At 68.9% G+C, this 22,761-nt stretch carries 13 protein-coding genes, 1 tRNA gene and 2 rRNA genes (1 of these 16 cut by a window edge); 13 read left to right on the top strand and 3 right to left on the bottom strand.

What is annotated here, in order from left to right; all coding sequences use genetic code 11:
* The 4 genes from OG780_RS11900 to OG780_RS11885 all read left to right on the top strand — a co-directional run.
* Window positions 1–1,439, top strand: a 23S ribosomal RNA gene (locus tag OG780_RS11900); it begins 1,684 nt to the left of the window's first position.
* An 89-nt stretch (window positions 1,440–1,528) separates the two neighbouring features.
* Window positions 1,529–1,645, top strand: a 5S ribosomal RNA gene (gene rrf, locus OG780_RS11895).
* Between the two features lie 113 nt (window positions 1,646–1,758).
* Window positions 1,759–2,421, top strand: coding sequence for a DegT/DnrJ/EryC1/StrS family aminotransferase (locus OG780_RS11890; RefSeq protein ID WP_328458064.1), 663 nt, complete (start codon window positions 1,759–1,761; stop codon window positions 2,419–2,421).
* Window positions 2,422–2,504: 83 nt separating this feature from the next.
* Window positions 2,505–2,577 (top strand) — tRNA-Thr (locus OG780_RS11885).
* A gap of 115 nt (window positions 2,578–2,692) precedes the next feature.
* Here the strand turns inward: OG780_RS11885 and OG780_RS11880 are convergent.
* On the bottom strand, window positions 2,693–5,440 hold the full coding sequence (locus tag OG780_RS11880; protein ID WP_328447408.1) for a SpoIIE family protein phosphatase: 2,748 nt from the start codon (window positions 5,438–5,440) through the stop codon (window positions 2,693–2,695).
* Between the two features lie 400 nt (window positions 5,441–5,840).
* Here OG780_RS11880 and OG780_RS11875 point away from each other — a divergent pair, with 400 nt between their 5' ends.
* The 9 genes from OG780_RS11875 (at window position 5,841) to OG780_RS11835 (ending at window position 20,577) form a co-directional block, all read left to right on the top strand.
* Entirely contained in the window at window positions 5,841–11,336 is a 5,496-nt protein-coding gene (locus OG780_RS11875; RefSeq protein WP_328447406.1) for a HAMP domain-containing protein, read from the top strand.
* A 331-nt stretch (window positions 11,337–11,667) separates the two neighbouring features.
* Window positions 11,668–12,351: a response regulator gene (locus OG780_RS11870; protein WP_151468805.1), complete on the top strand. Its 684-nt coding sequence runs from the start codon at window positions 11,668–11,670 to the stop codon at window positions 12,349–12,351.
* A gap of 173 nt (window positions 12,352–12,524) precedes the next feature.
* Entirely contained in the window at window positions 12,525–15,278 is a 2,754-nt protein-coding gene (locus tag OG780_RS11865) for a DNA translocase FtsK (protein ID WP_328447403.1), read from the top strand.
* Window positions 15,279–15,613: 335 nt separating this feature from the next.
* Window positions 15,614–16,471: a helix-turn-helix domain-containing protein gene (locus tag OG780_RS11860; RefSeq protein WP_328447401.1), complete on the top strand. Its 858-nt coding sequence runs from the start codon at window positions 15,614–15,616 to the stop codon at window positions 16,469–16,471.
* Window positions 16,472–16,563: 92 nt separating this feature from the next.
* Entirely contained in the window at window positions 16,564–18,039 is a 1,476-nt protein-coding gene (gene rimO / locus OG780_RS11855) for a 30S ribosomal protein S12 methylthiotransferase RimO (RefSeq protein ID WP_326785137.1), read from the top strand.
* Entirely contained in the window at window positions 18,036–18,830 is a 795-nt protein-coding gene (pgsA, locus tag OG780_RS11850; protein WP_328447399.1) for a CDP-diacylglycerol--glycerol-3-phosphate 3-phosphatidyltransferase, read from the top strand. Before rimO ends, pgsA begins: the two co-directional genes overlap by 4 nt.
* Window positions 18,827–19,372 (top strand): CinA family protein, encoded by a 546-nt coding sequence (locus OG780_RS11845; protein ID WP_328447397.1) that lies wholly within the window; start codon window positions 18,827–18,829, stop codon window positions 19,370–19,372. Before pgsA ends, OG780_RS11845 begins: the two co-directional genes overlap by 4 nt.
* 109 nt (window positions 19,373–19,481) lie before the next feature.
* Window positions 19,482–19,859 carry a helix-turn-helix domain-containing protein gene (locus tag OG780_RS11840; RefSeq protein WP_326785134.1) on the top strand — a complete coding sequence of 126 codons (378 nt, stop codon included), beginning with the start codon at window positions 19,482–19,484 and terminating at the stop codon, window positions 19,857–19,859.
* A gap of 247 nt (window positions 19,860–20,106) precedes the next feature.
* Window positions 20,107–20,577 carry a Dps family protein gene (locus OG780_RS11835; RefSeq protein ID WP_328447394.1) on the top strand — a complete coding sequence of 157 codons (471 nt, stop codon included), beginning with the start codon at window positions 20,107–20,109 and terminating at the stop codon, window positions 20,575–20,577.
* A gap of 353 nt (window positions 20,578–20,930) precedes the next feature.
* On the opposite strand, the gene OG780_RS11825 is transcribed toward OG780_RS11835, so the two are convergent.
* On the bottom strand, window positions 20,931–21,692 hold the full coding sequence (locus OG780_RS11825) for an SDR family NAD(P)-dependent oxidoreductase (RefSeq protein ID WP_328447390.1): 762 nt from the start codon (window positions 21,690–21,692) through the stop codon (window positions 20,931–20,933).
* A 165-nt stretch (window positions 21,693–21,857) separates the two neighbouring features.
* On the bottom strand, window positions 21,858–22,733 hold the full coding sequence (locus tag OG780_RS11820) for an Fpg/Nei family DNA glycosylase (protein ID WP_328447389.1): 876 nt from the start codon (window positions 22,731–22,733) through the stop codon (window positions 21,858–21,860).
* Window positions 22,734–22,761 lie beyond the last annotated feature (28 nt).

Raw genomic sequence — 22,761 nt, 5'->3', positions numbered from 1 at the left:
GGTAAGGGTGTAGGCCGTGTGATAGGCAAATCCGTCACACATTAAGGCTGAGACCTGATGCCGAGCCGATTGTGGTGAAGTGGATGATCCTATGCTGTCGAGAAAAGCCTCTAGCGAGTTTCATGGCGGCCCGTACCCTAAACCGACTCAGGTGGTCAGGTAGAGAATACCGAGGCGTTCGGGTGAACTATGGTTAAGGAACTCGGCAAAATGCCCCCGTAACTTCGGGAGAAGGGGGGCCATCACCGGTGATTGGATTTACTCCATGAGCTGGGGGTGGCCGCAGAGACCAGCGAGAAGCGACTGTTTACTAAAAACACAGGTCCGTGCGAAGCCGTAAGGCGATGTATACGGACTGACGCCTGCCCGGTGCTGGAACGTTAAGGGGACCGGTTAGTCACTCTTCGGGGTGGCGAAGCTGAGAACTTAAGCGCCAGTAAACGGCGGTGGTAACTATAACCATCCTAAGGTAGCGAAATTCCTTGTCGGGTAAGTTCCGACCTGCACGAATGGCGTAACGACTTCTCGACTGTCTCAACCATAGGCCCGGTGAAATTGCACTACGAGTAAAGATGCTCGTTTCGCGCAGCAGGACGGAAAGACCCCGGGACCTTTACTACAGTTTGATATTGGTGTTCGGTTCGGCTTGTGTAGGATAGCTGGGAGACTGTGAAGCTTGGACGCCAGTTCAGGTGGAGTCGTCGTTGAAATACCAGTCTGGTCGTGCTGGATGTCTAACCTGGGTCCGTGATCCGGATCAGGGACAGTGTCTGATGGGTAGTTTAACTGGGGCGGTTGCCTCCTAAAGAGTAACGGAGGCGCCCAAAGGTTCCCTCAGCCTGGTTGGCAATCAGGTGTTGAGTGTAAGTGCACAAGGGAGCTTGACTGTGAGACCGACGGGTCGAGCAGGGACGAAAGTCGGGACTAGTGATCCGGCGGTGGCTTGTGGAAGCGCCGTCGCTCAACGGATAAAAGGTACCCCGGGGATAACAGGCTGATCTTCCCCAAGAGTCCATATCGACGGGATGGTTTGGCACCTCGATGTCGGCTCGTCGCATCCTGGGGCTGGAGTCGGTCCCAAGGGTTGGGCTGTTCGCCCATTAAAGCGGTACGCGAGCTGGGTTTAGAACGTCGTGAGACAGTTCGGTCCCTATCCGCTGTGCGCGTAGGAATATTGAGAAGGGCTGTCCCTAGTACGAGAGGACCGGGACGGACGAACCTCTGGTGTGCCAGTTGTCCTGCCAAGGGCATGGCTGGTTGGCTACGTTCGGGAGGGATAACCGCTGAAAGCATCTAAGCGGGAAGCCTGCTTCGAGATGAGTATTCCCACCCCCTTGAGGGGTTAAGGCTCCCAGTAGACGACTGGGTTGATAGGCCAGATCTGGAAGCCCGGCAACGGGTGGAGGTGACTGGTACTAATAGGCCGAGGGCTTGTCCTCAGTTGCTCGCGTCCACTGTGTTGGTTCTGAAACCACGAACAACCCCACGTTTGTCACAGAGCGTGGTCTGGTTGACAGTTTCATAGTGTTTCGGTGGTCATAGCGTGAGGGAAACGCCCGGTTACATTCCGAACCCGGAAGCTAAGCCTCACAGCGCCGATGGTACTGCAGGGGGGACCCTGTGGGAGAGTAGGACGCCGCCGAACAAATTTTAGAGAGCTGGTCCCCGAACTTCGGTTCGGGGACCAGCTCTTTTTTGTTTTGCGTCACTTGAAGTTCACGTTCCGCGACCAATATCCCCATCATGAGTACTGCTGCAATGCTCACAGCCGCGGGCGTCGGAGCCGGTGACGAGGTCGTCGTTCCGGCCTTCGGGAACGTCGAGGTCGCCGACGCCGTCACCGAAGCCGGCGCCACCGTCGTCTTCGCTGACATAGACCCCGTGACGTACTGCCTCGACCCCGATGCGGTGGAGGCGGTCATAACTCCCCGGACGGCGGCGCTCGTTGTCGTGCACCGCTTCGGGCGGACCGCCGACATGGTGCGGTTGCGGGAGCTGGGGCAGCGGCATGAAGTGCTGGTCCTGGAACAGGGCGAGTCCGAGGCGCCGTACGACGACATCGCGCAGCGCAGGGAGCGGGCCGCCTATCTCGACGGCCGGCTCAGGGGCGTACGCACGCCCGTCAGCGGCGACGGACACACCTACCAGCAGTACGTCGTACGGGTGCCCGGCAACGGGCGTCCGGACCGCGACGCCTTCGCACGGGCCGTACGGGCCAGGGGAGTCGAGTGCCGGGTTCCGGTGAAGACGCCGGTGCACCGGCTGCCCGGGTTCCGTCGGGACGTACAGCTTCCCGAGACCGAGCGGGCCGCCGACGAGACCCTCTCGCTGCCTGTGGACGGGACGTTGACGAAGCGGGAGATGCAGCGGATCGTCTCCGCGTGCAACGCGCTCGGCGGACTGTTGCAACCGGCCTTCTGATCACGGCCGGACAGGTTGGGAGCACGGTCCGGTTCAGGGTATGATCTCTCTTGTTGCCGCGAGGGAAACCTCGAAAGCGACAGGCCCCCCTAGCTCAGTCGGCAGAGCGTCTCCATGGTAAGGAGAAGGTCAACGGTTCGATTCCGTTGGGGGGCTCAGACTGAAAAGGCCTCCGCCCTTGTGGGCGGGGGCCTTTCGCATGTCCGGGGGACTCTGGTCCCGGGACCTCAGCCCCCGGGACCGGAGTCCCGGGAGCGTCGGTCGCCGGGTCTCAGTCCGTGTGGAGGCCAGGGACGCGCATCGCCAGAATCGCCATGTCGTCCGACGGGGCGTCCGAGGCGAAGCGTTCGACCGCGCGCATGATGCGCGCGGCGACAGCGCCGGCCGTCAGCCCCGTGCACGTGGTGAGGACATCGGCGAGACCGTCGTCGCCGAGCATACGAGTGCCCTCGCGCCGTTCCGTGACCCCGTCCGTCACGCACAGCAGGACATCGCCCGGATCGAGTGTGACCGTCTGCTCGTACAGCTCCAGGTCCTCCATGACACCGAGGAGCGGCTGCGGTTCCGCGGCCGGCTCGACCGTTCCGTCCTGGCGCAGACGCAACGGGAGCGGATGGCCGGCGCAGACGACCTTCAGGACGGCGCTGCCGTCCTCCTGGGGCCACAACTCGCCGTAGAGAAGCGTCAGGAAGCGGCTGCGGGCGCCCTCGTCGAGGATGGCGGAGTTCAGCCGCTCCAGGACCGCGGGGCCGCCGTAGCCCTCGCGGGCCAGCAGGCGCAGTGCGTGCCGGGCCAGGCCCGTGACCGCCGCCGCCTCCGGGCCCGTACCGCAGACGTCGCCGATGGCGAAGCCGTACGCGCCGTCACGGATCGGGAAGAGGTCGTAGAAGTCGCCGCCGACTTCGTTGCCCTCTCCGGCCGCACGGTAGATGACCTCGACCTCGACGCCGTCGATCTGGGGGAGTTCCGGGGGCAGCAGGCTGCGCTGGAGGGACTGGCTGATCGCCGTGCGCTCCGAGTACAGGCGGGCGTTGTCCAGTGCGAGAGCCGCTCGCCGGGAGAGGTCCTCGGCCAACTCCAGGATCTCCTGGCGGAAATGCTCGTCCGACGGCTTGCCGAGGGTCAGCATGCCGATGACACGGTTGCGGGCGACCAGGGGAAGGACGACGGTCTCGCCACCGACAGCTGCGGCCGTCGCCAGGGTCGGGCCGATGCTGGAGCTCATCGACGTCTGCCCGCCGAGGCCCAGGCTGCGCATCGAGGTCCGCAGGGCCGCGTCGTGAGCGGCCGCGGCGGGAGCCGACCAGACACGGGCACCCGGGGTGGGGACCGGGTCCGGTGGGGCGATCTTCGAGAGCAACGCCTTGAGGCCGTCGATGAGTTCCTCGTCCTCGTGCAGGACGTACGAGAGGTAGGGATCGGAAGCCTGGTCGGCGATCGTGTACACGGCGCACCAGGTGGCCAGGGTCGGGACCGTCATCTGGGCCATGAGGGCGAGCGTCTGGTCGCGGTCCAGCGTGCCGGCGAGCAGGTCGGAGGCTTCGACGAGGAACGACAGCGAGCCGCGGCGCAGGCGTTCCAGCTCGCCGAGGCGGGCCGATTCCACCGCGAGGGCGATGCGGTCGGCGGCGAACTGGAGGCGCAGGGCCTCCTCGTTGGAGTAGCGGCCGGGTGATTCGGCCGCGACGCCCAGGGAGCCGGTCAGGCGGCCCTCGACCTTCAGCGGGACCGTGACGACCGAGCGCATGCCGGTACCGCCGAGGAGCGGTACGGCGCCGGGGACGAGCGTCAGGTCCTCGTGGACGGTGGGCATCCGGGCCGAGCCGTAGCGGCCGGGGCCCGCCTCGACGGGGACACGGGCGAAGCGCTGGCGCGCGGAGGGCAGGCCCGTGGAGGCGCGTACCTCCAACTCCGTCTCGTCGTCGGTCGCGAGGAGCAGGAAGGCGGAGTCGCCGTCCAGCATGTCGCGGGCCCGTTCCACCGTGCGCTGGAGAAGACCGTCGAGGTCGTCCGGGGCCGGCGATCCGATGAAGACCTCGAACGGATCCGTTGCCTGACCCTCCGCGTGGCTGCCCGCGTCGGAGGCGGGACCGCGCAACGGGGTCTGCAGGACAGCACGTTCGTGGTCGCGTACGAGGAGGCAGACGGTGGAGGGCTCGCCGCTCGTGTCGCGGACCCGCAGGTGCGAGGCGTACACCGGAGTGACACGGCCGTCGGCGCAGCGGACGCCGTAACTGCCTTCCCAGCGCGAGAGCTGGAGGGCCTCGACGATGCCGGTGCCGGTGCCGGGGGTGTGCGGCCAGGCCGCGAGGTCGGTGAGCGGTTTGCCGGTGACCTGGTCGGCCGCGTACCCGAAGAGTTCCTCGGCGTCCTCGTTCCAGGCGTTGATGGCGCCGGTGCGGTCGATCTGGACGACCGCCACGCGTACGCGGCCGTCGGCCAGGGGGAGGAGGTCGGCGGGAAGCGGGGGGCCGGCGGTTCGGGTGCCGACCGCGCGCTCGGGGAGGTCGAGCTGGAACCAGACCTGCTTGTGGGTGGGCGTGTAGTCGACGCCCCAGCGGCGGGCGAGGGCTGCGCAGAGCTGGAGGCCGCGGCCGCCCTCGCGGTCTGGGCTGCCCATGTTGACGGCCGTGGCCTGGAGTGGGATCTCGCGTTCCGGGTAGCGGTCCGCCACCTCGATGCGCACGCCGTCGTCGCTGCGCAGACACAGGACGTCGGCGGAGGTGCCCGCGTGCACAACGGCATTGGTGACCAGCTCGCTGGTCAGAACGACGGCGTCGTCGACGATGTCGGCGAAGCCCCAGCCCTGGAGGGTGTCCCGGACGAACGAGCGGGCGGTCGCGACGGACCGTCCCACGGGTTCGAAGCTGGCGGCCGCGCGCGCGGTGATCACAGAACTCCTCGTCCGATCGTCGGCATGCGGGGTTCCGTGGCCGGCCCGCTCCTGCGTGGGCAGAGCGTGGTTCCCTGTCGGCCGGGGATCCTGGGGTGTCCCTCCAGGATGCAGTCCGGTGGTCATGGTGCGGTGCCCCTCCGATGCCTGCCCGCTCGTACTCGTGCCACCGCCCAGGCCGGACGGGACCGGCACGGCTGGACAGCCGCTTGCAAGGTTACTTACCTTCGTGGGCCCTGCGGATGCCGGTCACGGGTGTTTCCGTCTTGAAGAGTGCGCTGTTTCCGTTCGGACAGGTGCGTGTGATTGCCTGCGGCCGGGGCCGAGGACTGTCCCGTGGGTGTGCGGACGATGTGCGAAGCTGCCGAACTGTTATGGCCTGGTTCGGCCGGGGTGAAACACTGGGCAGGCTCCAGGAACAGGTCCGGGCAGGTCGCGTGCCTCCCGCGGACCACGAACAGAAGTACCCGACAGAAGTACCCGAGTACGCCGAGCAGTATTGGTCGACCCTTGCGGGAGGGACACAGTGGAGTCTGGCGCAGCGACGCGGGGCGGTAGGACGCGCGCGAAAGGCGGACAGTCCCTGAACAGCGGGCGCACACCGCGCACCGGCACCACCGAGGTGGACACGGCGGCCCTGAACCGGTTGCTGGCGGCCCTGGTGGCGATGAGGGACGGCAACTTCCGTAAGCGGCTCACTGTTTCCGGTGACGGCGTGATGTCCGAGGTCTCGGCGGTCTTCAACGAGGTCGCCGACCGGAATCTGCACCTGACGGGCGAGCTGTCGCGGGTACGCCGTGTGGTGGGCCGTGAGGGCAAGCTCACGGAGCGGCTGGAGGCCGGCGCCGGCGAGGGTGCCTGGGCGGCCGCGATCGACGCCTCGAACGCGCTGGTGGACGATCTCGTACGGCCTGTCTCCGAGGTCGGCCGGGTGCTGTCCGCCGTCGCGGAGGGCGATCTGTCGCCGCGCATGGACCTGCGGGCGCAGGCGGCGGACGGGAACGGGCATCCGTTGCGCGGTGAGTTCCTGAAGGTCGGCCGGACCGTCAACAACCTGGTGGACCAGCTCTCGACGTTCACCGACGAGGTCACCCGGGTGGCCAGTGAGGTGGGTACCGAGGGCAAGCTCGGGGGGCAGGCCCGGGTCCGCGGTATGTCCGGTTCGTGGAAGGACCTCACGGACTCGGTCAACACGATGGCGCACCGGCTCACCGCGCAGGTGCGTGACATCGCTCTCGTGACGACGGCGGTCGCCAAGGGTGACCTGTCGCGGAAGGTCACGGTTCACGTGGCCGGCGAGATGCTGGAGCTGAAGAACACCGTCAACACGATGGTGGACCAGCTGTCCTCCTTCTCCTCCGAGGTGACCCGCGTCGCGCGCGAGGTGGGTACGGAGGGTGAGCTGGGCGGCCAGGCGCAGGTGCCCGGTGTGGCCGGTGTGTGGAAGGACCTCACCGATTCGGTGAACCTCATGGCCGGCAACCTGACGGCCCAGGTGCGCGGGATCGCCCAGGTGACGACGGCGGTCGCGAGCGGTGACCTGTCGCAGAAGGTGACCGTCTCCGCACGGGGTGAGGTCGCGCAGCTCGCCGAGACGATCAACCAGATGACCGAGACGCTGCGGACGTTCGCCGACGAGGTCACCCGTGTGGCCAACGAGGTCGGTGGCGAGGGACGGCTCGGCGGTCAGGCGAACGTGCCGGGGGCGGCGGGAACGTGGAAGGACCTCACGGACTCGGTCAACACGGTCTTCCGCAACCTCACGACCCAGGTGCGTGACATCGCCGCCGTGACGACCGCCGTGGCCAACGGCGATCTGTCGCAGAAGGTCAGTGTCCAGGTCGCCGGCGAGATGCTGGAGCTGAAGAACACCGTCAACACGATGGTCGACCAGCTGTCGTCCTTCGGTGTCGAGGTCACGCGCGTGGCCCGCGAGGTCGGTGTCGAGGGTGAACTGGGCGGCCAGGCACAGGTTCCGGGAGTGGCCGGCACCTGGAAGGACCTCACGGACTCCGTCAACACGGCGTTCCAGAACCTGACCGGCCAGGTGCGCAACATCGCGCAGGTGACCACGGCGGTCGCGAACGGTGACCTGTCGCAGAAGGTGACCGTCGAGGTCGCCGGCGAGATGCTGGAGCTGAAGGTCACCGTGAACACCATGGTGGACCAGCTGTCGAGCTTCGCCGACCAGGTGACCCGGATGGCCCGTGACGTGGGTACGGAGGGCCGGCTCGGTGGCCAGGCCCGGGTGGACGGCGTGTCCGGCACCTGGAAGGAACTCACCGACTCCGTCAACTTCATGGCGGGGAACCTGACTTCGCAGGTACGGCAGATCGCGCAGGTGACCACGGCGGTGGCGCGGGGTGACCTGTCGCAGAAGATCGACGTGGACGCGCGCGGCGAGATCCTGGAGCTGAAGAACACCATCAACACGATGGTCGACCAGCTCTCCGCGTTCGCCGACCAGGTGACGCGGGTGGCCCGTGACGTGGGTACCGAGGGCCGGCTCGGCGGTCAGGCGCAGGTGCCTGGCGTCGCCGGTGTGTGGCGTGACCTGACCGATTCGGTGAACGGCATGGCCGGCAACCTCACCGCGCAGGTGCGCAACATCGCGCAGGTCGCGACCGCGGTGGCGCGGGGTGACCTGTCGCAGAAGATCGACGTGGACGCGCGCGGCGAGATCCTGGAGCTGAAGAACACCCTCAACACGATGGTGGACCAGCTCTCGAACTTCGCCGAGCAGGTGACGCGGGTGGCCCGCGAGGTGGGCACGGAGGGCATCCTCGGCGGGCAGGCCGAGGTGCAGGGTGTCTCGGGCACCTGGAAGGACCTCACCCAGTCCGTGAACTTCATGGCGAACAACCTGACCATCCAGGTGCGCAACATCGCCGAGGTCACGACCGCGGTCGCCATGGGAGACCTGTCCAAGAAGATCACCGTCGACGCCAAGGGCGAGATCCTCGAACTGGTCACCACCGTCAACACGATGGTCGACCAGCTGTCGTCGTTCGCCGAGCAGGTGACCCGGGTGGCCCGCGAGGTGGGCACCGAGGGCCAGTTGGGCGGTCAGGCGCGGGTGCCCGGGGTCACGGGCATCTGGAAGGACCTGAGCGACAACGTCAACCTGATGGCCTACAACCTGACCATGCAGGTGCGGAACATCTCGCAGGTGGCGGCGGCCGTCGCCAACGGCGACCTGACCCGGACGGTGACGATCGAGGCGCGGGGCGAGGTCGCGCAGCTCGCCGACACCTTCAACACCATGGTGAAGACGCTGAGTTCGTTCGCCGAGCAGGTCACCAAGGTGGCCCGCGAAGTGGGTACGGACGGCATCCTCGGCGGTCAGGCGCAGGTCCCGGGAGTCGCCGGTACGTGGAAGGACCTCACCGAGTCGGTGAACGGGATGGCGTCCAACCTGACCGGCCAGGTGCGCAACATCGCGATGGTCACCACGGCCATCGCCAAGGGTGATCTCACCAAGAAGATCGACATCGACGCGCGCGGCGAGATCCTGGAGCTCAAGACCACCATCAACACGATGGTCGACCAGCTGTCGTCCTTCGCGGAGGAGGTCACCCGAGTCGCCCGGGAGGTGGGCACCGAGGGGCAGTTGGGTGGTCAGGCGCGCGTCCGTGACGTCGACGGCACCTGGCGCGACCTCACCGAGTCGGTGAACGAGATGGCCGGGAACCTGACCCGGCAGGTGCGTGCCATCGCGCGCGTGGCGACCGCGGTGACCCGCGGCGACCTGAACCTGAAGATCGACGTGGACGCCTCCGGCGAGATCCAGGAACTCCAGGACTACATCAACAAGATGATCGCCAACCTGCGCGACACCACCATCGCCAACAAGGAGCAGGACTGGCTGAAGGGCAACCTCGCCCGTATCTCCGCCCTGATGCAGGGCCGCCGCGATCTCGACGACGTGGCCTCGCTGATCATGAGCGAGCTGACGCCGGTCGTCTCGGCCCAGCACGGCGCGTTCTTCCTGTCGATGCCGCTGGTCGACGGCAAGGACGCGGGCACGGAGGACGAGGAGGCGTACGAGCTGCGCATGCTCGGGTCGTACGGCTACTCGATGGGCTCCATGCCGACGTCGTTCCGGCCCGGTGAGGCGCTGATCGGGACGGCCGCGCAGGAGAAGCGCACGATCCTGGTGGAGAACGCGCCGAGCGGCTATCTGAAGATCTCCTCCGGGCTCGGCGAGGCACCTCCGGCCCAGGTCATCGTGCTTCCGGTGCTCTTCGAGGGGACCGTGCTCGGTGTCATCGAGCTGGCGTCGTTCACGCCCTTCACGCAGATCCAGAAGGACTTCCTGAACCAGATCGCGGAGATGATCGCGACGAGCGTCAACACGATCTCGGTCAACACCAAGACGGAGGTGCTGCTGCGGCAGTCGCAGGAGCTCACCGAGCAGCTGCGGGAGCGGTCGGCGGAGTTGGAGAACCGGCAGAAGGCGCTCCAGGACTCGAACGCGGAACTGGAGGACAAGGCCGAGCTGCTGGCCCAGCAGAACCGCGACATCGAGGTCAAGAACACCGAGATCGAGGAAGCGCGTCAGGTTCTGGAGGAGCGCGCCGAACAACTCGCGGTCTCCATGCGCTACAAGAGCGAGTTCCTGGCGAACATGTCGCACGAGCTGCGGACACCGCTCAACTCGCTGCTGATCCTGGCCAAGCTGCTCGCCGACAACGCGGACACGAACCTCACGCCGAAGCAGGTCGAGTTCGCCGAGACGATCCACGGCGCGGGCTCCGACCTGCTCCAGCTCATCAACGACATCCTCGACCTGTCGAAGGTCGAGGCGGGCAAGATGGACGTGTCGCCGACCCGTATCGCGCTCGTCCAGCTCGTCGACTACGTGGAGGCGACGTTCCGTCCGCTGACCGCGGAGAAGGGGCTCGACTTCTCCGTACGGGTCTCGCCGGAGCTGCCCGCCACCCTGCACACCGACGAGCAGCGTCTTCTCCAGGTGCTGCGCAACCTGCTCTCCAACGCGGTGAAGTTCACCGACTCCGGAGCGGTCGAGCTGGTGATCCGGCCCGCCGGGGCGGACGTGCCGGTGGCCATCAGGGAGCAGCTGCTGGAGTCGGGGTCGCTGAGGGACGCGGACGCCGACCTCATCGCGTTCTCCGTGACCGACACCGGTATCGGGATCGCGGCGAGCAAGATGCGGGTCATCTTCGAGGCCTTCAAGCAGGCGGACGGCACGACGAGCCGCAAGTACGGCGGTACGGGTCTGGGGCTGTCCATCTCGCGGGAGATCGCGCGGCTGCTGGGCGGCGAGATCTACGCCCAGAGCGAGCCGGGTCGCGGCTCCACCTTCACGTTGTACCTGCCGCTGCACCCGAGCGAACTGCCGCCGCAGGGTTACGGGCAGCTCGCGCCGGCGCTGGAGGCGGGGGAGCTGCTGGCCTCCGAGGGCGAACTGCACAGCATCGGGATGCCGGCCGAGGTGAAGTCGTATCAGGACGCCCAGAACGGGCCCGCCGCGCTGTTCAGGAGGCGCCGCAGGGCGCTGCCCACGGCCGAGCAGCGCGCGGACGTGCCGGGGCAGCCGGACGGTGCCGCGGGCGCGGCTCAGGAGCCGTGGGGGGCCGCGGGGCAGCAGGACGCGGGGCAGCAGCAGGGCCGGGGCATCCGCTTCGAGGGCGAGAAGGTGCTGATCGTCGACGACGACATCCGCAATGTCTTCGCGCTGACCAGCGTCCTTGAGCAGCACGGACTTTCGGTGCTGTACGCGGAGAACGGCCGTGAGGGCATCGAGGTCCTGGAGCAGCACGACGATGTGACGGTCGTTCTGATGGACATCATGATGCCCGAGATGGACGGCTATGCCACGACCACGGCGATCCGGCGGATGCCGCAGTTCGCGGGGCTGCCGATCATCGCGCTGACGGCGAAGGCCATGAAGGGCGACCGGGAGAAGGCGATCGAGTCGGGCGCCTCCGACTACGTGACCAAGCCGGTCGATCCCGATCACCTGCTGTCGGTGATGGCCCAGTGGATGCGTCAGGAGTGACACACTCGGGGGAGCGACCCGGGTCGTCACGGTGACCGGTATCGGCACACCGTGACGACCCGGCCGTTCGGACGGCCCGGCGTCGGATGACCGACTGTGGCGGAAGCCGTGTAGAAGCACGGGATACGGGGAACCTTCTGGTCCCCTGCCGCGTTTCTGCTACGTGCACAGTGACATCACGGTGACAGGGTGTGGCGACGGGCGGGGTGCGGCTAGCATGACCGGCACAAGGACGGACGGCGCAAGGGAGTCGTCCCCAGGGGCGGCGCCCGGCGCTTCCCCAAGTCCTGCGGACAGGGGAGGCCCCATGCCGGGGCGAGGAGGGCGGGCCATGGTGCAGAAGGCCAAGATCCTCCTGGTCGATGACCGGCCGGAGAATCTGTTGGCGCTGGAGGCGATCCTCTCCGCGCTCGATCAGACACTGGTACGGGCATCGTCCGGGGAGGAAGCGCTCAAAGCGCTGCTCACGGACGACTTCGCGGTCATTCTGCTGGATGTTCAGATGCCCGGCATGGACGGATTCGAGACCGCCGCGCACATCAAGCGGCGGGAGCGGACCCGGGACATCCCGATCATCTTCCTCACCGCCATCAACCACGGACCCCACCACACCTTCCGGGGGTACGCGGCCGGCGCGGTGGACTACATCTCCAAGCCCTTCGACCCGTGGGTGCTGCGCGCGAAGGTCTCGGTGTTCGTCGAGCTCTACATGAAGAACTGCCAACTCCGTGAGCAGGCGGCCCTGTTGCGGCTCCAGCTCGAGGGCGGCGGCAAGGCGGCACTCGGCGAGGCCAAGGAGCCCGCCGGACTCCTCGCCGAACTCTCCGCGCGCCTCGCGGCCGTCGAGGAGCAGGCCGAGGCGCTGTCCAAGCAGCTCGACGACGACTCCGCGGACGCGGCGGCGGTGGCGACCGCGGCTCATCTCGAACGCAAACTCACCGGGTTGCGCAGGGCGCTGGACGCGCTGGAGCCGGGCACGGGGAGCGGGGCACCCTCGGTGCCGTCGCAGGGCTGAAGCCCGTACGGGCATGCACGGGCTGCCCCGCCGGACCTTGAGGAAGCGTCAGTTCCGTTTCTGGTGAGGGTGACACGATCGGGTGAACCTCAGCATCCCCCCTGTTCGAGCGAAGTCGAGAACTTGGGGGAGGCACACGTGTCGCCGACATCTCCACCGGTAACCTCACACACATGGCCCCACGTCAGTCCGCAGCCAAGAAGCCGCCCGCGAAGAAGGCGGCCGCTCCGACGAAGGCTCCGGCGAAGAAGGCCCCCGCGAAAAAAGCTCCCGTGAAGAAGGCGGCCGCCGGCAAGGCGCCCGCCAAGAGGGCCGCCGCGAAGAAGCCCGCCCCCGCGCCGGCGCCCAACCCGACCGCGGGCGTGTACAGACTCGTACGCGCCCTGTGGCTGGGCATCGCCCATGCCGTCGGAGCCGGCTTCCGCGGGATAGGGCGCGGTGCCAAGGGGCTCGACCCGGCGCACCGCAAGGACGGACTCGCGCTCCTGCTGATCGGTCTCGCGCTGATCGTCGCGGCGGGTACGTGGTCCAATCTGCGCGGTCCCGTCGGCGACCTCGTCGAGGTGCTCGTCACCGGCGCCTTCGGCCGCCTCGACCTCCTCGTCCCGATACTTCTCGCCGTGATCGCGGCGCGGCTCATCCGGCACCCCGAGCAGCCCGACGCGAACGGCCGGATCGTGATCGGTCTGTCGGCGCTCGCGATCGGCGTGCTCGGGCAGGTGCACATCGCGTGCGGTTCGCCGGCGCGCAGCGACGGGATGCAGGCGATAAGGGACGCCGGCGGGCTCATCGGCTGGGGGTCGGCCACCCCGCTGACGTACACGATGGGTGACGTCCTGGCCGTACCGCTCCTGGTGCTGCTCACGATCTTCGGGCTGCTGGTCGTCACGGCGACCCCGGTCAACGCGATTCCGCAGCGGCTGCGGCTGCTCGGCCAGAAGCTCGGCATCGTCCAGGCCGACTTCGACGAGGACGCGTTCCGTGAGGACGAGGAGCGCTACGACGAGCAGTGGCGTGAGGGGATCGCGGGGCGCTCCGGCGGGCGCTCGCGCGCCCCCGAGTCGTACGACCCCGACAGTGCCGAGCGGGAGGCGCTCACCAGGCGCCGGAGCCGCCCCCGGCGGCCCGGCGCGCAGCAGCCCGACATGAACCGGCCGATGGACGCCGTGGACGTCGCGGCGGCCGCCGCCGCGGCGCTGGACGGTGCCGTGCTGCACGGGATGCCGCCCTCGCCCCTGGTCGCCGATCTGACGCAGGGCGTCAGTGTGGAACGCGAGGGGTACGAGGAGACGACACCGGTGCCGGCCGCCCGCGCCAAGGTCGTCCCGGGCGCCAAGCGGCCCAAGCAGGAGGCCCTGCCGGTCGAGTCCGTCGTGCCCGACCTCACCAAGGCCGCGCCCGACGCCCCGCGCGAGCTGCCCCCGCGCGCGGAACAGCTCCAGCTCTCCGGGGACATCACCTACGCGCTGCCCTCCCTGGACCTCCTGGAGCGCGGCGGCCCCGGCAAGGTCCGCAGCGCCGCCAACGACGCGGTCGTCGACTCCCTGCGTCAGGTCTTCGCCGAGTTCAAGGTCGACGCCGACGTCACGGGCTTCACCCGCGGACCGACGGTCACGCGGTACGAGGTCACGCTCGGCCCCGCCGTGAAGGTCGAACGGATCACCGCGCTGACCAAGAACATCGCGTACGCGGTCGCCAGCCCCGACGTGCGGATCATCAGCCCGATCCCCGGCAAGTCCGCGGTCGGCATCGAGATCCCCAACACCGACCGCGAGATGGTCAACCTCGGTGACGTGCTGCGTCTCGCGGACGCGGCGGAGGACGACCATCCGATGCTGGTCGCGCTCGGCAAGGACGTCGAGGGCGGCTATGTGATGGCCAACCTGGCGAAGATGCCCCACGTCCTCGTCGCCGGAGCCACCGGTTCCGGCAAGTCGTCCTGCATCAACTGCCTGATCACCTCGGTCATGGTCCGCGCGACCCCCGAGGACGTGCGGATGGTCCTCGTGGACCCCAAGCGCGTCGAGCTGACCGCGTACGAGGGCATCCCGCACCTGATCACGCCGATCATCACCAACCCGAAACGGGCCGCCGAGGCGCTGCAGTGGGTCGTACGGGAGATGGACCTGCGCTACGACGACCTCGCGGCGTTCGGGTTCCGGCACATCGACGACTTCAACGAGGCCATCAGGAACGGCAAGGTCAAGCTGCCCGAGGGCAGCGAGCGGGAGCTGACCCCGTACCCGTATCTCCTGGTGATCGTCGACGAGCTCGCCGACCTGATGATGGTCGCGCCACGCGACGTCGAGGACTCGATCGTGCGCATCACCCAGCTCGCGCGCGCGGCCGGCATCCATCTGGTGCTCGCCACGCAGCGGCCCTCCGTCGACGTCGTCACCGGTCTGATCAAGGCGAACGTGCCCTCCCGGCTGGCCTTCGCGACCTCGTCGCTCGCGGACTCGCGGGTCATCCTCGACCAGCCCGGTGCCGAGAAGCTGATCGGCAAGGGCGACGGACTCTTCCTGCCGATGGGGGCCAACAAGCCCACGCGTATGCAGGGCGCCTTCGTCACCGAGGACGAGGTCGCGGCGATCGTGCAGCACTGCAAGGATCAGATGGCGCCCGTCTTCCGGGACGACGTCACCGTGGGCACCAAGCAGAAGAAGGAGATCGACGAGGACATCGGTGACGACCTCGACCTGCTGTGCGCGGCCGCCGAGCTGGTCGTCTCCACGCAGTTCGGGTCCACCTCGATGCTCCAGCGCAAGCTGCGCGTCGGCTTCGCCAAGGCGGGCCGTCTCATGGACCTCATGGAGTCGCGCGGGATCGTCGGGCCCAGCGAGGGTTCCAAGGCGCGTGACGTCCTGGTGAAGGCCGACGAGCTGGACGGGGTGTTGGCCGTGATGCGCGGGGAAGCAGAAGCGTAGGAGTCCCCGGCGAGGGGGGACGGGACAACCGGCAACGGCGCGGTGAGCGCGTGGCCGTCGCTCAGGAAGCGGCCGCGCTGTCGGGCGGATGGCGGAACGTCATGTTCCGAACCCGGCTGATATGTGAATGTGACTCACCCGTAAGGAGTCGGTGAGCAACCGTTTCGCCTTGTCGCACGTCAAGTTGAGCGAAGGGGCGTCACCATGTCCCTATATCAGGATGACCGGCCATTCTGATGGCGTACAAAGTCCCACCGCCCGGTTGCCCCACCCTTTCGTACCCCCCCTAGACTGAACTTCCAGCACAGGTGGCTACACGCTCGAAAGGCGCCCCCGTGTCCATCGTCAACTCACCTGACGGCAACTCCCCCGAAGACGAGCGTCCGTTCGAAGACGACCCTACGGCCGAACGGCTCTCGATCGGACGTGCCCTCCAGAAGGCACGCATCGAGGCCCATCTGACCGTCGACGACGTCAGCAACGCCACCCGCGTCCGCATCACGATCATCCACGCCATCGAACAGAACGACTTCGCTCCCTGTGGTGGCGACGTCTACGCGCGCGGGCACATCCGGACCCTGGCCCGCGCCGTCCGGCTCGACCCGGCTCCGCTGCTCGCGCAGTACGACGCCGAACACGGCGGACGTCCCGCGCCGACGCCCGCCGCCCCGCTGTTCGAGGCGGAACGCATCCGCCCCGAGCGCCGCGGCCCGAACTGGACGGCCGCCATGGTCGCCGCGATCGTCGCGGTGATCGGCTTCGTCGGGTTCACCATGGTCAAGGGCGGCGGCAACGGCGACGACTCGAAGACCCAGGTCGCCGAGGGGTCCACGCCGACCACCAAGAAGTCCGCCGCTCCGTCCGCGACCGCCACCAAGCCGGCCGACCCGAAGCCCGAACCGTCCGACAGCGCCATCGCGGCCGCCCCGCAGGACAAGGTGACCGTCCAGGTCAGCGCCGCGGACGGACGCAGCTGGATCTCCGCCAAGGACCACAACGGGCGGATGCTCTTCGACGGGCTGCTGAAGCAGGGCGAGTCCAAGACCTTCCAGGACAGCTCCAAGATCAACCTCATCCTCGGCGACGCCGGAGCCATCCAGCTCTTCGTCAACGGCAAGAAGATCGAGGATCAGTTCCAGCCGGGCGCGGTGGAGCGTCTGACGTACACGAAGGGTGACCCGCAGGTCGGATAGGGGTCCCGAGTAGCACACCGTCGACGGGGTTGGCCAAGATCGGCCAACCCCGTCGACGTGGGCTGTCGGCCAGACAAAGTAGTCTTGAGCCCATGCCTGAACGCCGTACCGTCGCACTCGTCACCCTTGGCTGCGCCCGTAACGAGGTGGACTCGGAGGAGCTCGCAGGCCGCTTGGAGGCGGACGGCTGGCAACTCGTGAAGGACGCCGAGCAAGCGGACGTCGCCGTCGTCAACACCTGCGGATTCGTCGAAGCCGCCAAGAAGGACTCCGTCGACGCCCTCCTCGAAGCCAATGACCTCAAGGGGCACGGCAGAACCCAGGCCGTGGTCGCGGTGGGCTGTATGGCCGAGCGCTACGGCAAGGAACTCGCCGACGCGCTCCCCGAGGCCGACGGTGTGCTCGGCTTCGACGACTACGCCGACATCTCCGACCGCCTCCAGACCATCCTGAACGGCGGCATCCACGCCTCCCACACCCCGCGCGACCGGCGCAAGCTGCTGCCGATCAGCCCGGCCGAGCGGCAGAGCGCCGGCGAGGAAGTGGCCCTTCCCGGCCACGGCACCCCCTCCGACCTCCCCGAGGGCGTCGCCCCGGTCTCCGGCCCCCGTGCGCCCCTGCGCCGCCGCCTGGACGGGTCCCCGGTCGCCTCGGTCAAGCTGGCCTCCGGCTGCGACCGCCGCTGCACGTTCTGCGCCATCCCCTCCTTCCGCGGTTCGTTCATCTCGCGCCGCCCCAGCGACGTCCTGAACGAGGCGCGCTGGCTGGCCGAGCAGGGCGTCAAGGAAGTGATGCTCGTCTCCGAGAACAACACCTCGTACGGCAAGGACCTGGGTGACATCCGTCTCCTGGAGACGATGCTCCCCGAGCTGGCCGAGATCGACGGCATCGAGCGCGTGCGGGTCAGCTACCTCCAGCCCGCCGAGATGCGCCCCGGGCTCATCGACGTCCTGACCTCGACGCCGAACGTCGCGCCCTACTTCGACCTGTCCTTCCAGCACTCCGCGCCCGACGTGCTGCGCTCGATGCGCCGCTTCGGTGACACCGACCGGTTCCTGGAACTGCTCGACACCATCCGGGCCAAGGCCCCGCAGGCCGGCGTGCGCTCCAACTTCATCGTGGGCTTCCCCGGTGAGAGCGAGGCCGACCTCGCGGAGCTGGAGCGCTTCCTCACCGGAGCACGCCTCGACGCGATCGGCGTCTTCGGGTACTCCGACGAGGAGGGCACCGAAGCGGCGACGTACGAGAACAAGCTGGACGAGGACGTCGTCGCCGAGCGCCTCGCGCGGGTGTCCCGGCTCGCCGAGGAGCTGGTCGCCCAGCGCGCGGAGGAGCGCGTGGGCGAAACCGTGCGCGTGCTGGTCGAGAGCATCGACGACGAGGACGGCGCGTACGGCCGCGCCGCGCACCAGGCGCCGGAGACGGACGGCCAGGTCCTGTTCACGAGCGGCGAAGGTCTGATCGTCGGCCGTATCGTCGAGGCCAAGGTGGTCGGCACGGAAGGTGTCGACCTGGTGGCCGAGCCGCTTCCGGGCTCGCTCGTGAGCGCTGAGGAGGCGGCCAGATGACCGGAGCCCCGGCATCCGCGGCAGGAGGCTCCCCGGGCGCCAAAGGTGCGACGGGCGCCCCCGGCGCATCCGGTGCTCCGGGCGCATCCGGCACCTCGGGTGCGTCGAGCGCTCCCGGCACCTCCGGTGCATCGGCTGCGTCCGGTGCCCCGGAAGGCCCGAAGACGCCTCGCGGCGGGAAGCTGGGCGCCGCGGCCGTCAACCAGGCCAGCCTGTGGAACATCGCCAACATCCTGACCATGATCCGGCTCGTCCTCGTGCCGGGTTTCGTGGCGCTGATGCTGGCCGACGGCGGATACGACCCCGCCATGCGGGCCTGGGCCTGGGCCGCCTTCGCCGTGGCCATGATCACCGACATCTTCGACGGTCATCTGGCGCGCACGTACAACCTGGTCACCGACTTCGGGAAGATCGCCGACCCCATCGCCGACAAGGCGATCATGGGCGCGGCGCTGGTCTGCCTGTCCGCCCTCGATGACCTGCCCTGGTGGGTCACCTTCGTGATCCTGGGCCGTGAGTTCGGCGTCACCCTGCTGCGCTTCGTCGTGATCCGCTACGGGGTCATCCCGGCGAGCCGCGGCGGCAAGCTGAAGACGCTGGCCCAGGGCACGGCGGTCGGCATGTACATCCTGCCGCTGACCGGGGCGCTGGCCACCCTGAGGTTCTGGGTGATGGCCGTCGCGGTCGTGCTGACCGTGGTCACCGGCCTCGATTATGTGCGGCAGGCCGTCGTGCTGCGCCGCCGCGGAATCGCCGAGCGGCGGGCGGCCGCCGCGGAGGCCGAGCGGTGAGTCCCACGGCCGCCGAAGTGGTGCGACTACTCACAGTGAGGGGCGAGACGCTCGCCGTCGCCGAGTCGCTCACCGGTGGCCTGGTGGCCGCGGAGATCACCGCGGTGCCGGGTGCCTCGAAGGCGTTCCGGGGCTCGGTGACCGCGTACGCCACTGAACTGAAGCACGAACTCCTCGGCGTCGATGTCACTCTTCTGGCCGAACGCGGTGCGGTGGATGCCCAGGTCGCGGCACAGATGGCGGCCGGGGTTCGCAAGGCGCTCGGAGCCGACTGGGGGATCGCGACCACCGGCGTCGCCGGTCCCGAACCGCAGGACGGACAGCCGGTCGGTACGGTCTACGTGGCCGTCGACGGCCCCTTCGCGGCGCCTTCCGGCACCCTTCGCGACGGGAAAGTGGTGCCACTGCGGTTGAACGGCGACCGGGCGGAAATCCGTATGGAGAGTGTACGCAGCGTACTCGCGCTGCTTCTTCGGGAGCTCGCGGGCGAACAGACCGGGAATGAGCGGGCACAGGATACGGAACAGAACGGGGGGTTTTGATGTTTGCAGCCCTGAGTGAACACGACATCGCTCCCCGCACGGCCGCGGCGCAAGGCGGTACGGTGGGGCGTGAAGGATGCGGCTACGCGGTCCGAGGAGGGAGCCACCGATGATTCTGCTCCGTCGCCTGCTGGGTGACGTGCTGCGTCGGCAGCGCCAGCGCCAGGGCCGTACTCTGCGCGAAGTCTCCTCGTCCGCCCGAGTCTCACTCGGCTATCTCTCCGAGGTGGAGCGGGGGCAGAAGGAGGCATCCTCCGAACTGCTCTCCGCGATCTGCGACGCGCTGGACGTACGGATGTCCGAGCTCATGCGGGAAGTGAGCGACGAGCTCGCCCTCGCCGAGCTGGCACAGTCGGCTGCGGCCACCGCACCGGTGTCCGCACCGGTGCGTCGCCCGATGCTCAATTCCGTATCGGTGACCGGTGTGCCACCGGAACGGGTCACGATCAAGGCGCCTGCCGAAGCGGTCGACGTCGTCGCCGCCTGACGCTCACCAGCTCGCGTTTCCTGAGCTGAGAGACGTACCACCGAAGCCCCGGCCGGGGCTTCCCCGGGGAGACCCGGAGAAGCGCGGCCGGGGCTTCCGTGTTCCCCGCGGTCCCTCATGGGCCCATTTGCCGGTATCCGGCGCGGCCTCCATGGTGGAGGGATCCGGCGAAAGCCGCCGCCGGCCGTCGTGGCCGCCGCGGCCTGAGAGGCCGGCCGGCGGAGGCGTCGTGAATCGGAGGATGCGGATGTACGTCGTGAAGAGCTCCCTGTCCGACGCGGACCTGAAGACCGTAGCCGAGGCACTCCAGGGCGCCCTGGTCGATCTGGTGGACCTCTCCCTCGTGGCCAAGCAGGTCCACTGGAACGTGGTGGGGCCCCGCTTCCGTTCCGTCCACCTCCAGCTCGACGAGGTCGTGGACATCGCGCGACTGCACTCCGACACCGTGGCGGAGCGTGCCTCGACCCTGGGTGTCCCGCCGGACGGGCGGGCCGCCACCGTGGCGTCGAGCAGCGGCGTCGCGGACACGCCCGCGGGCTGGATCAAGGACGCCGACGCCGTACGGACGCTCGTGGAGGCGCTCGGCGCGGTGATCGCGCGGATACGGGAACGGGTCGCCGTCACCGCGGACCCGGATCCGGTGAGCCAGGACATCCTCATCGGGATCACGGCCGACCTGGAGAAACATCACTGGATGTTCCAGGCGGAGAACGGGTGAGCGCCCGGGAGCCGCTTCGCCCCGGCCGGTGCCGCGTGCCGCCGGTGTGCCCTGCTCGCGCGTGAGATCGGCGGCCCGGTGCCGCGCCGGAGGAGGTGCCATGGCAGGGCGAACAGTACGCCGGGGGGCTTGCCTGGCGCTCGGCGCGCTGTGGTGGTTCAGCGTGCTCCGGCTCGCGCTCGCGCCCGATGCCGGGGTCCTCGAAGGAGCGGTCGCCGCGGGCGGGTGGGGGCTCAGCCTGCTGCCGGTGCACTGCGTCCCGAAGTCCCGGTCCGCCGGTGCCGTGGGATCGGACCGGGGGCGGGACCGCCGGCGGGGTAGCCGACGCGGGTACGGGCGTGGTGGCGGGTGGGCTACCAGGGCATGGCGACGCCGCCGTTGGGGCGGAGGATCTGGCCGGTGGTGAATGCCGAGGCGTCCGAGGCCAGGTACAGAACGGCGTGGGCGATGTCCTCGGGCTCCCCGACGCGGCCCAGTGGTGACAGGCGTGCCATGAACGCCTCGGTGTGCGCCTGGCGCTCGCCGTGACGGTCGGTCATGGGCGTGCGGATCCAGCCGGGCGCCACGGCGTTGACGCGTATGCCGTGCGGGCCGACCTCGGTCGCCAGCGTCTTCGTCAGCTGTACGACGGCCGCCTTGGCCGCGCTGTAGCACAACAGGCCGGGACCGCCGGAGTCGATGGCGCCCGATGCCATGGTGATGACGCTGCCGCGGACGCCGTTCTCGATCATGGAGCGTGCGGCCGCCTGGCAGGCGTACAGGACCCCCTTGAAGTTGACGTTCAGGACCCGGTCCAGATCCTCGTCCAGGGTCTCCAGGACCGGGCTGCTGTGCATGATCCCGGCCACCGCCGCCATGACGTCGACACGGCCGCACGACGCGACGGCCTCTTGGACCCGGGCCCGGTCGGTGACGTCGAGCGGGTGACCGAGCGCGGTGCCGCCCTGGCCCTTGATCAGCGTCGCCGTCTCGTGCAGGCCCGGCTCGTCGACGTCCGCGCAGTGCACGGTGGCGCCCGCCTCCGCGAGCAGGACCGCCGCAGCGCGGCCGATGCCGCCGGCCGCGCCGGTGACGAATGCGGTGCGTCCGGTGAGGTCGTACGCGGAGAGGCCCATGAAGGGGACGGTACGAAGAGATCTGACGGTCCGTCAATTGGTCGCGCGTGAGTTGATGCGCCGCCGGCTGGGCGGGTGGCCGGGCCGGATGCGGTGCGGCGCGTGGCCTGCGGTGCGTGCGACGCGGGGCTGGGCGGTGGTTCCAGGGGCCGTTCTGCCCGGGGCTCAGCGGTGCGGTCGGCCGGGTGCCTGGGACTCGCGCCCGGTGGGGCGGTGCGCCCTGACGGTGCGCCGGCCGGGGTCCGGCCGCGGGGTGGGGCCCGTCTGGCAGTGGGGGCACCAGTACGTGGGGCGCTCGCGGGATCCGTCGCCCTGGTTCCCCGAGCGGACCGGTGTTCCGCAGCGCAGACACGGGCGCGGGGTGCGCCCGTACACGAACAGGTTCTGTTCGCGGCGCCCGGTGGTGACACGGACCGGACGGTCGCGGTTGAACTCCAGCAGCTTCTTGGCCAGGGCCGGCAGTTGGGCGGCACGGTCGGCGGGCAGCGCGCCGACGGACAGCCAGGGGGTGACGCCGAGCAGGAAACACAGCTCGCTCTTGTACACGTTCCCGATGCCGGCGAGATTGCGCTGGTCCAGGAGGGCCTCGCCGAGGGCGCGGTCGGGGTCGCGAAGAAGGTTCTCCAGGGCTCTGTCCGGGTCCCAGCCGGGACCCAGGAGGTCGGGGCCGAGGTGACCGACCGCGCGGGATTCGTCGGTGGTGCGGAGCAGTTCGAGCACGGGCAGGCGGTAGCCGACCGCCGTACGGTCCGCCGTGCCGAGGACGGCCCGGATCTGGTGTGCGGGGCCTCCGCTCCAGCGTCGGCCGGTGTCGTACACCTTCCACGAACCGTCCATCCGCAGATGCGAGTGCAGGGTCAGACCGCCCTCGATCCGGGTGAGGAGGTGCTTGCCGCGCGGGGTGACGTCCAGGACGGCGCGGCCGGTGAGGTCGGCCGTGGCGTACCGGGGCACCCGCAGGTCGGCACGGGTCAGGACCTTGCCCGCGAGGGCGACGTGCAGGCGCCTCGCGGCCTGCCAGACCGTGTCTCCTTCGGGCATGACTCCAGGGTTGCACGGGTGGGGGTGG

The sequence above is a fragment of the Streptomyces sp. NBC_00386 genome, from assembly GCF_036063235.1.
GTDB lineage: Bacteria > Actinomycetota > Actinomycetes > Streptomycetales > Streptomycetaceae > Streptomyces.
The sequence above is the reverse complement of the archived record's forward strand: the minus strand, read 5'-3'. Positions and strand labels throughout refer to the sequence as shown.

Bases quoted from the DNA above. Each gene is read 5' to 3' on its own strand.
- OG780_RS11835 (WP_328447394.1), top strand. From the start codon at position 20,107: ATGTACGTCGTGAAGAGCTCCCTGTCCGACGCGGACCTGAAGACCGTA.
- pgsA (WP_328447399.1), top strand. From the start codon at position 18,036: ATGACCGGAGCCCCGGCATCCGCGGCAGGAGGCTCCCCGGGCGCCAAA.
- OG780_RS11825 (WP_328447390.1), bottom strand. From the start codon at position 21,692: ATGGGCCTCTCCGCGTACGACCTCACCGGACGCACCGCATTCGTCACC.
- OG780_RS11865 (WP_328447403.1), top strand. From the start codon at position 12,525: ATGGCCCCACGTCAGTCCGCAGCCAAGAAGCCGCCCGCGAAGAAGGCG.
- OG780_RS11820 (WP_328447389.1), bottom strand. From the start codon at position 22,733: ATGCCCGAAGGAGACACGGTCTGGCAGGCCGCGAGGCGCCTGCACGTC.
- rimO (WP_326785137.1), top strand. From the start codon at position 16,564: ATGCCTGAACGCCGTACCGTCGCACTCGTCACCCTTGGCTGCGCCCGT.
- OG780_RS11870 (WP_151468805.1), top strand. From the start codon at position 11,668: ATGGTGCAGAAGGCCAAGATCCTCCTGGTCGATGACCGGCCGGAGAAT.
- OG780_RS11840 (WP_326785134.1), top strand. From the start codon at position 19,482: ATGATTCTGCTCCGTCGCCTGCTGGGTGACGTGCTGCGTCGGCAGCGC.
- OG780_RS11880 (WP_328447408.1), bottom strand. From the start codon at position 5,440: ATGACCACCGGACTGCATCCTGGAGGGACACCCCAGGATCCCCGGCCG.
- OG780_RS11890 (WP_328458064.1), top strand. From the start codon at position 1,759: ATGCTCACAGCCGCGGGCGTCGGAGCCGGTGACGAGGTCGTCGTTCCG.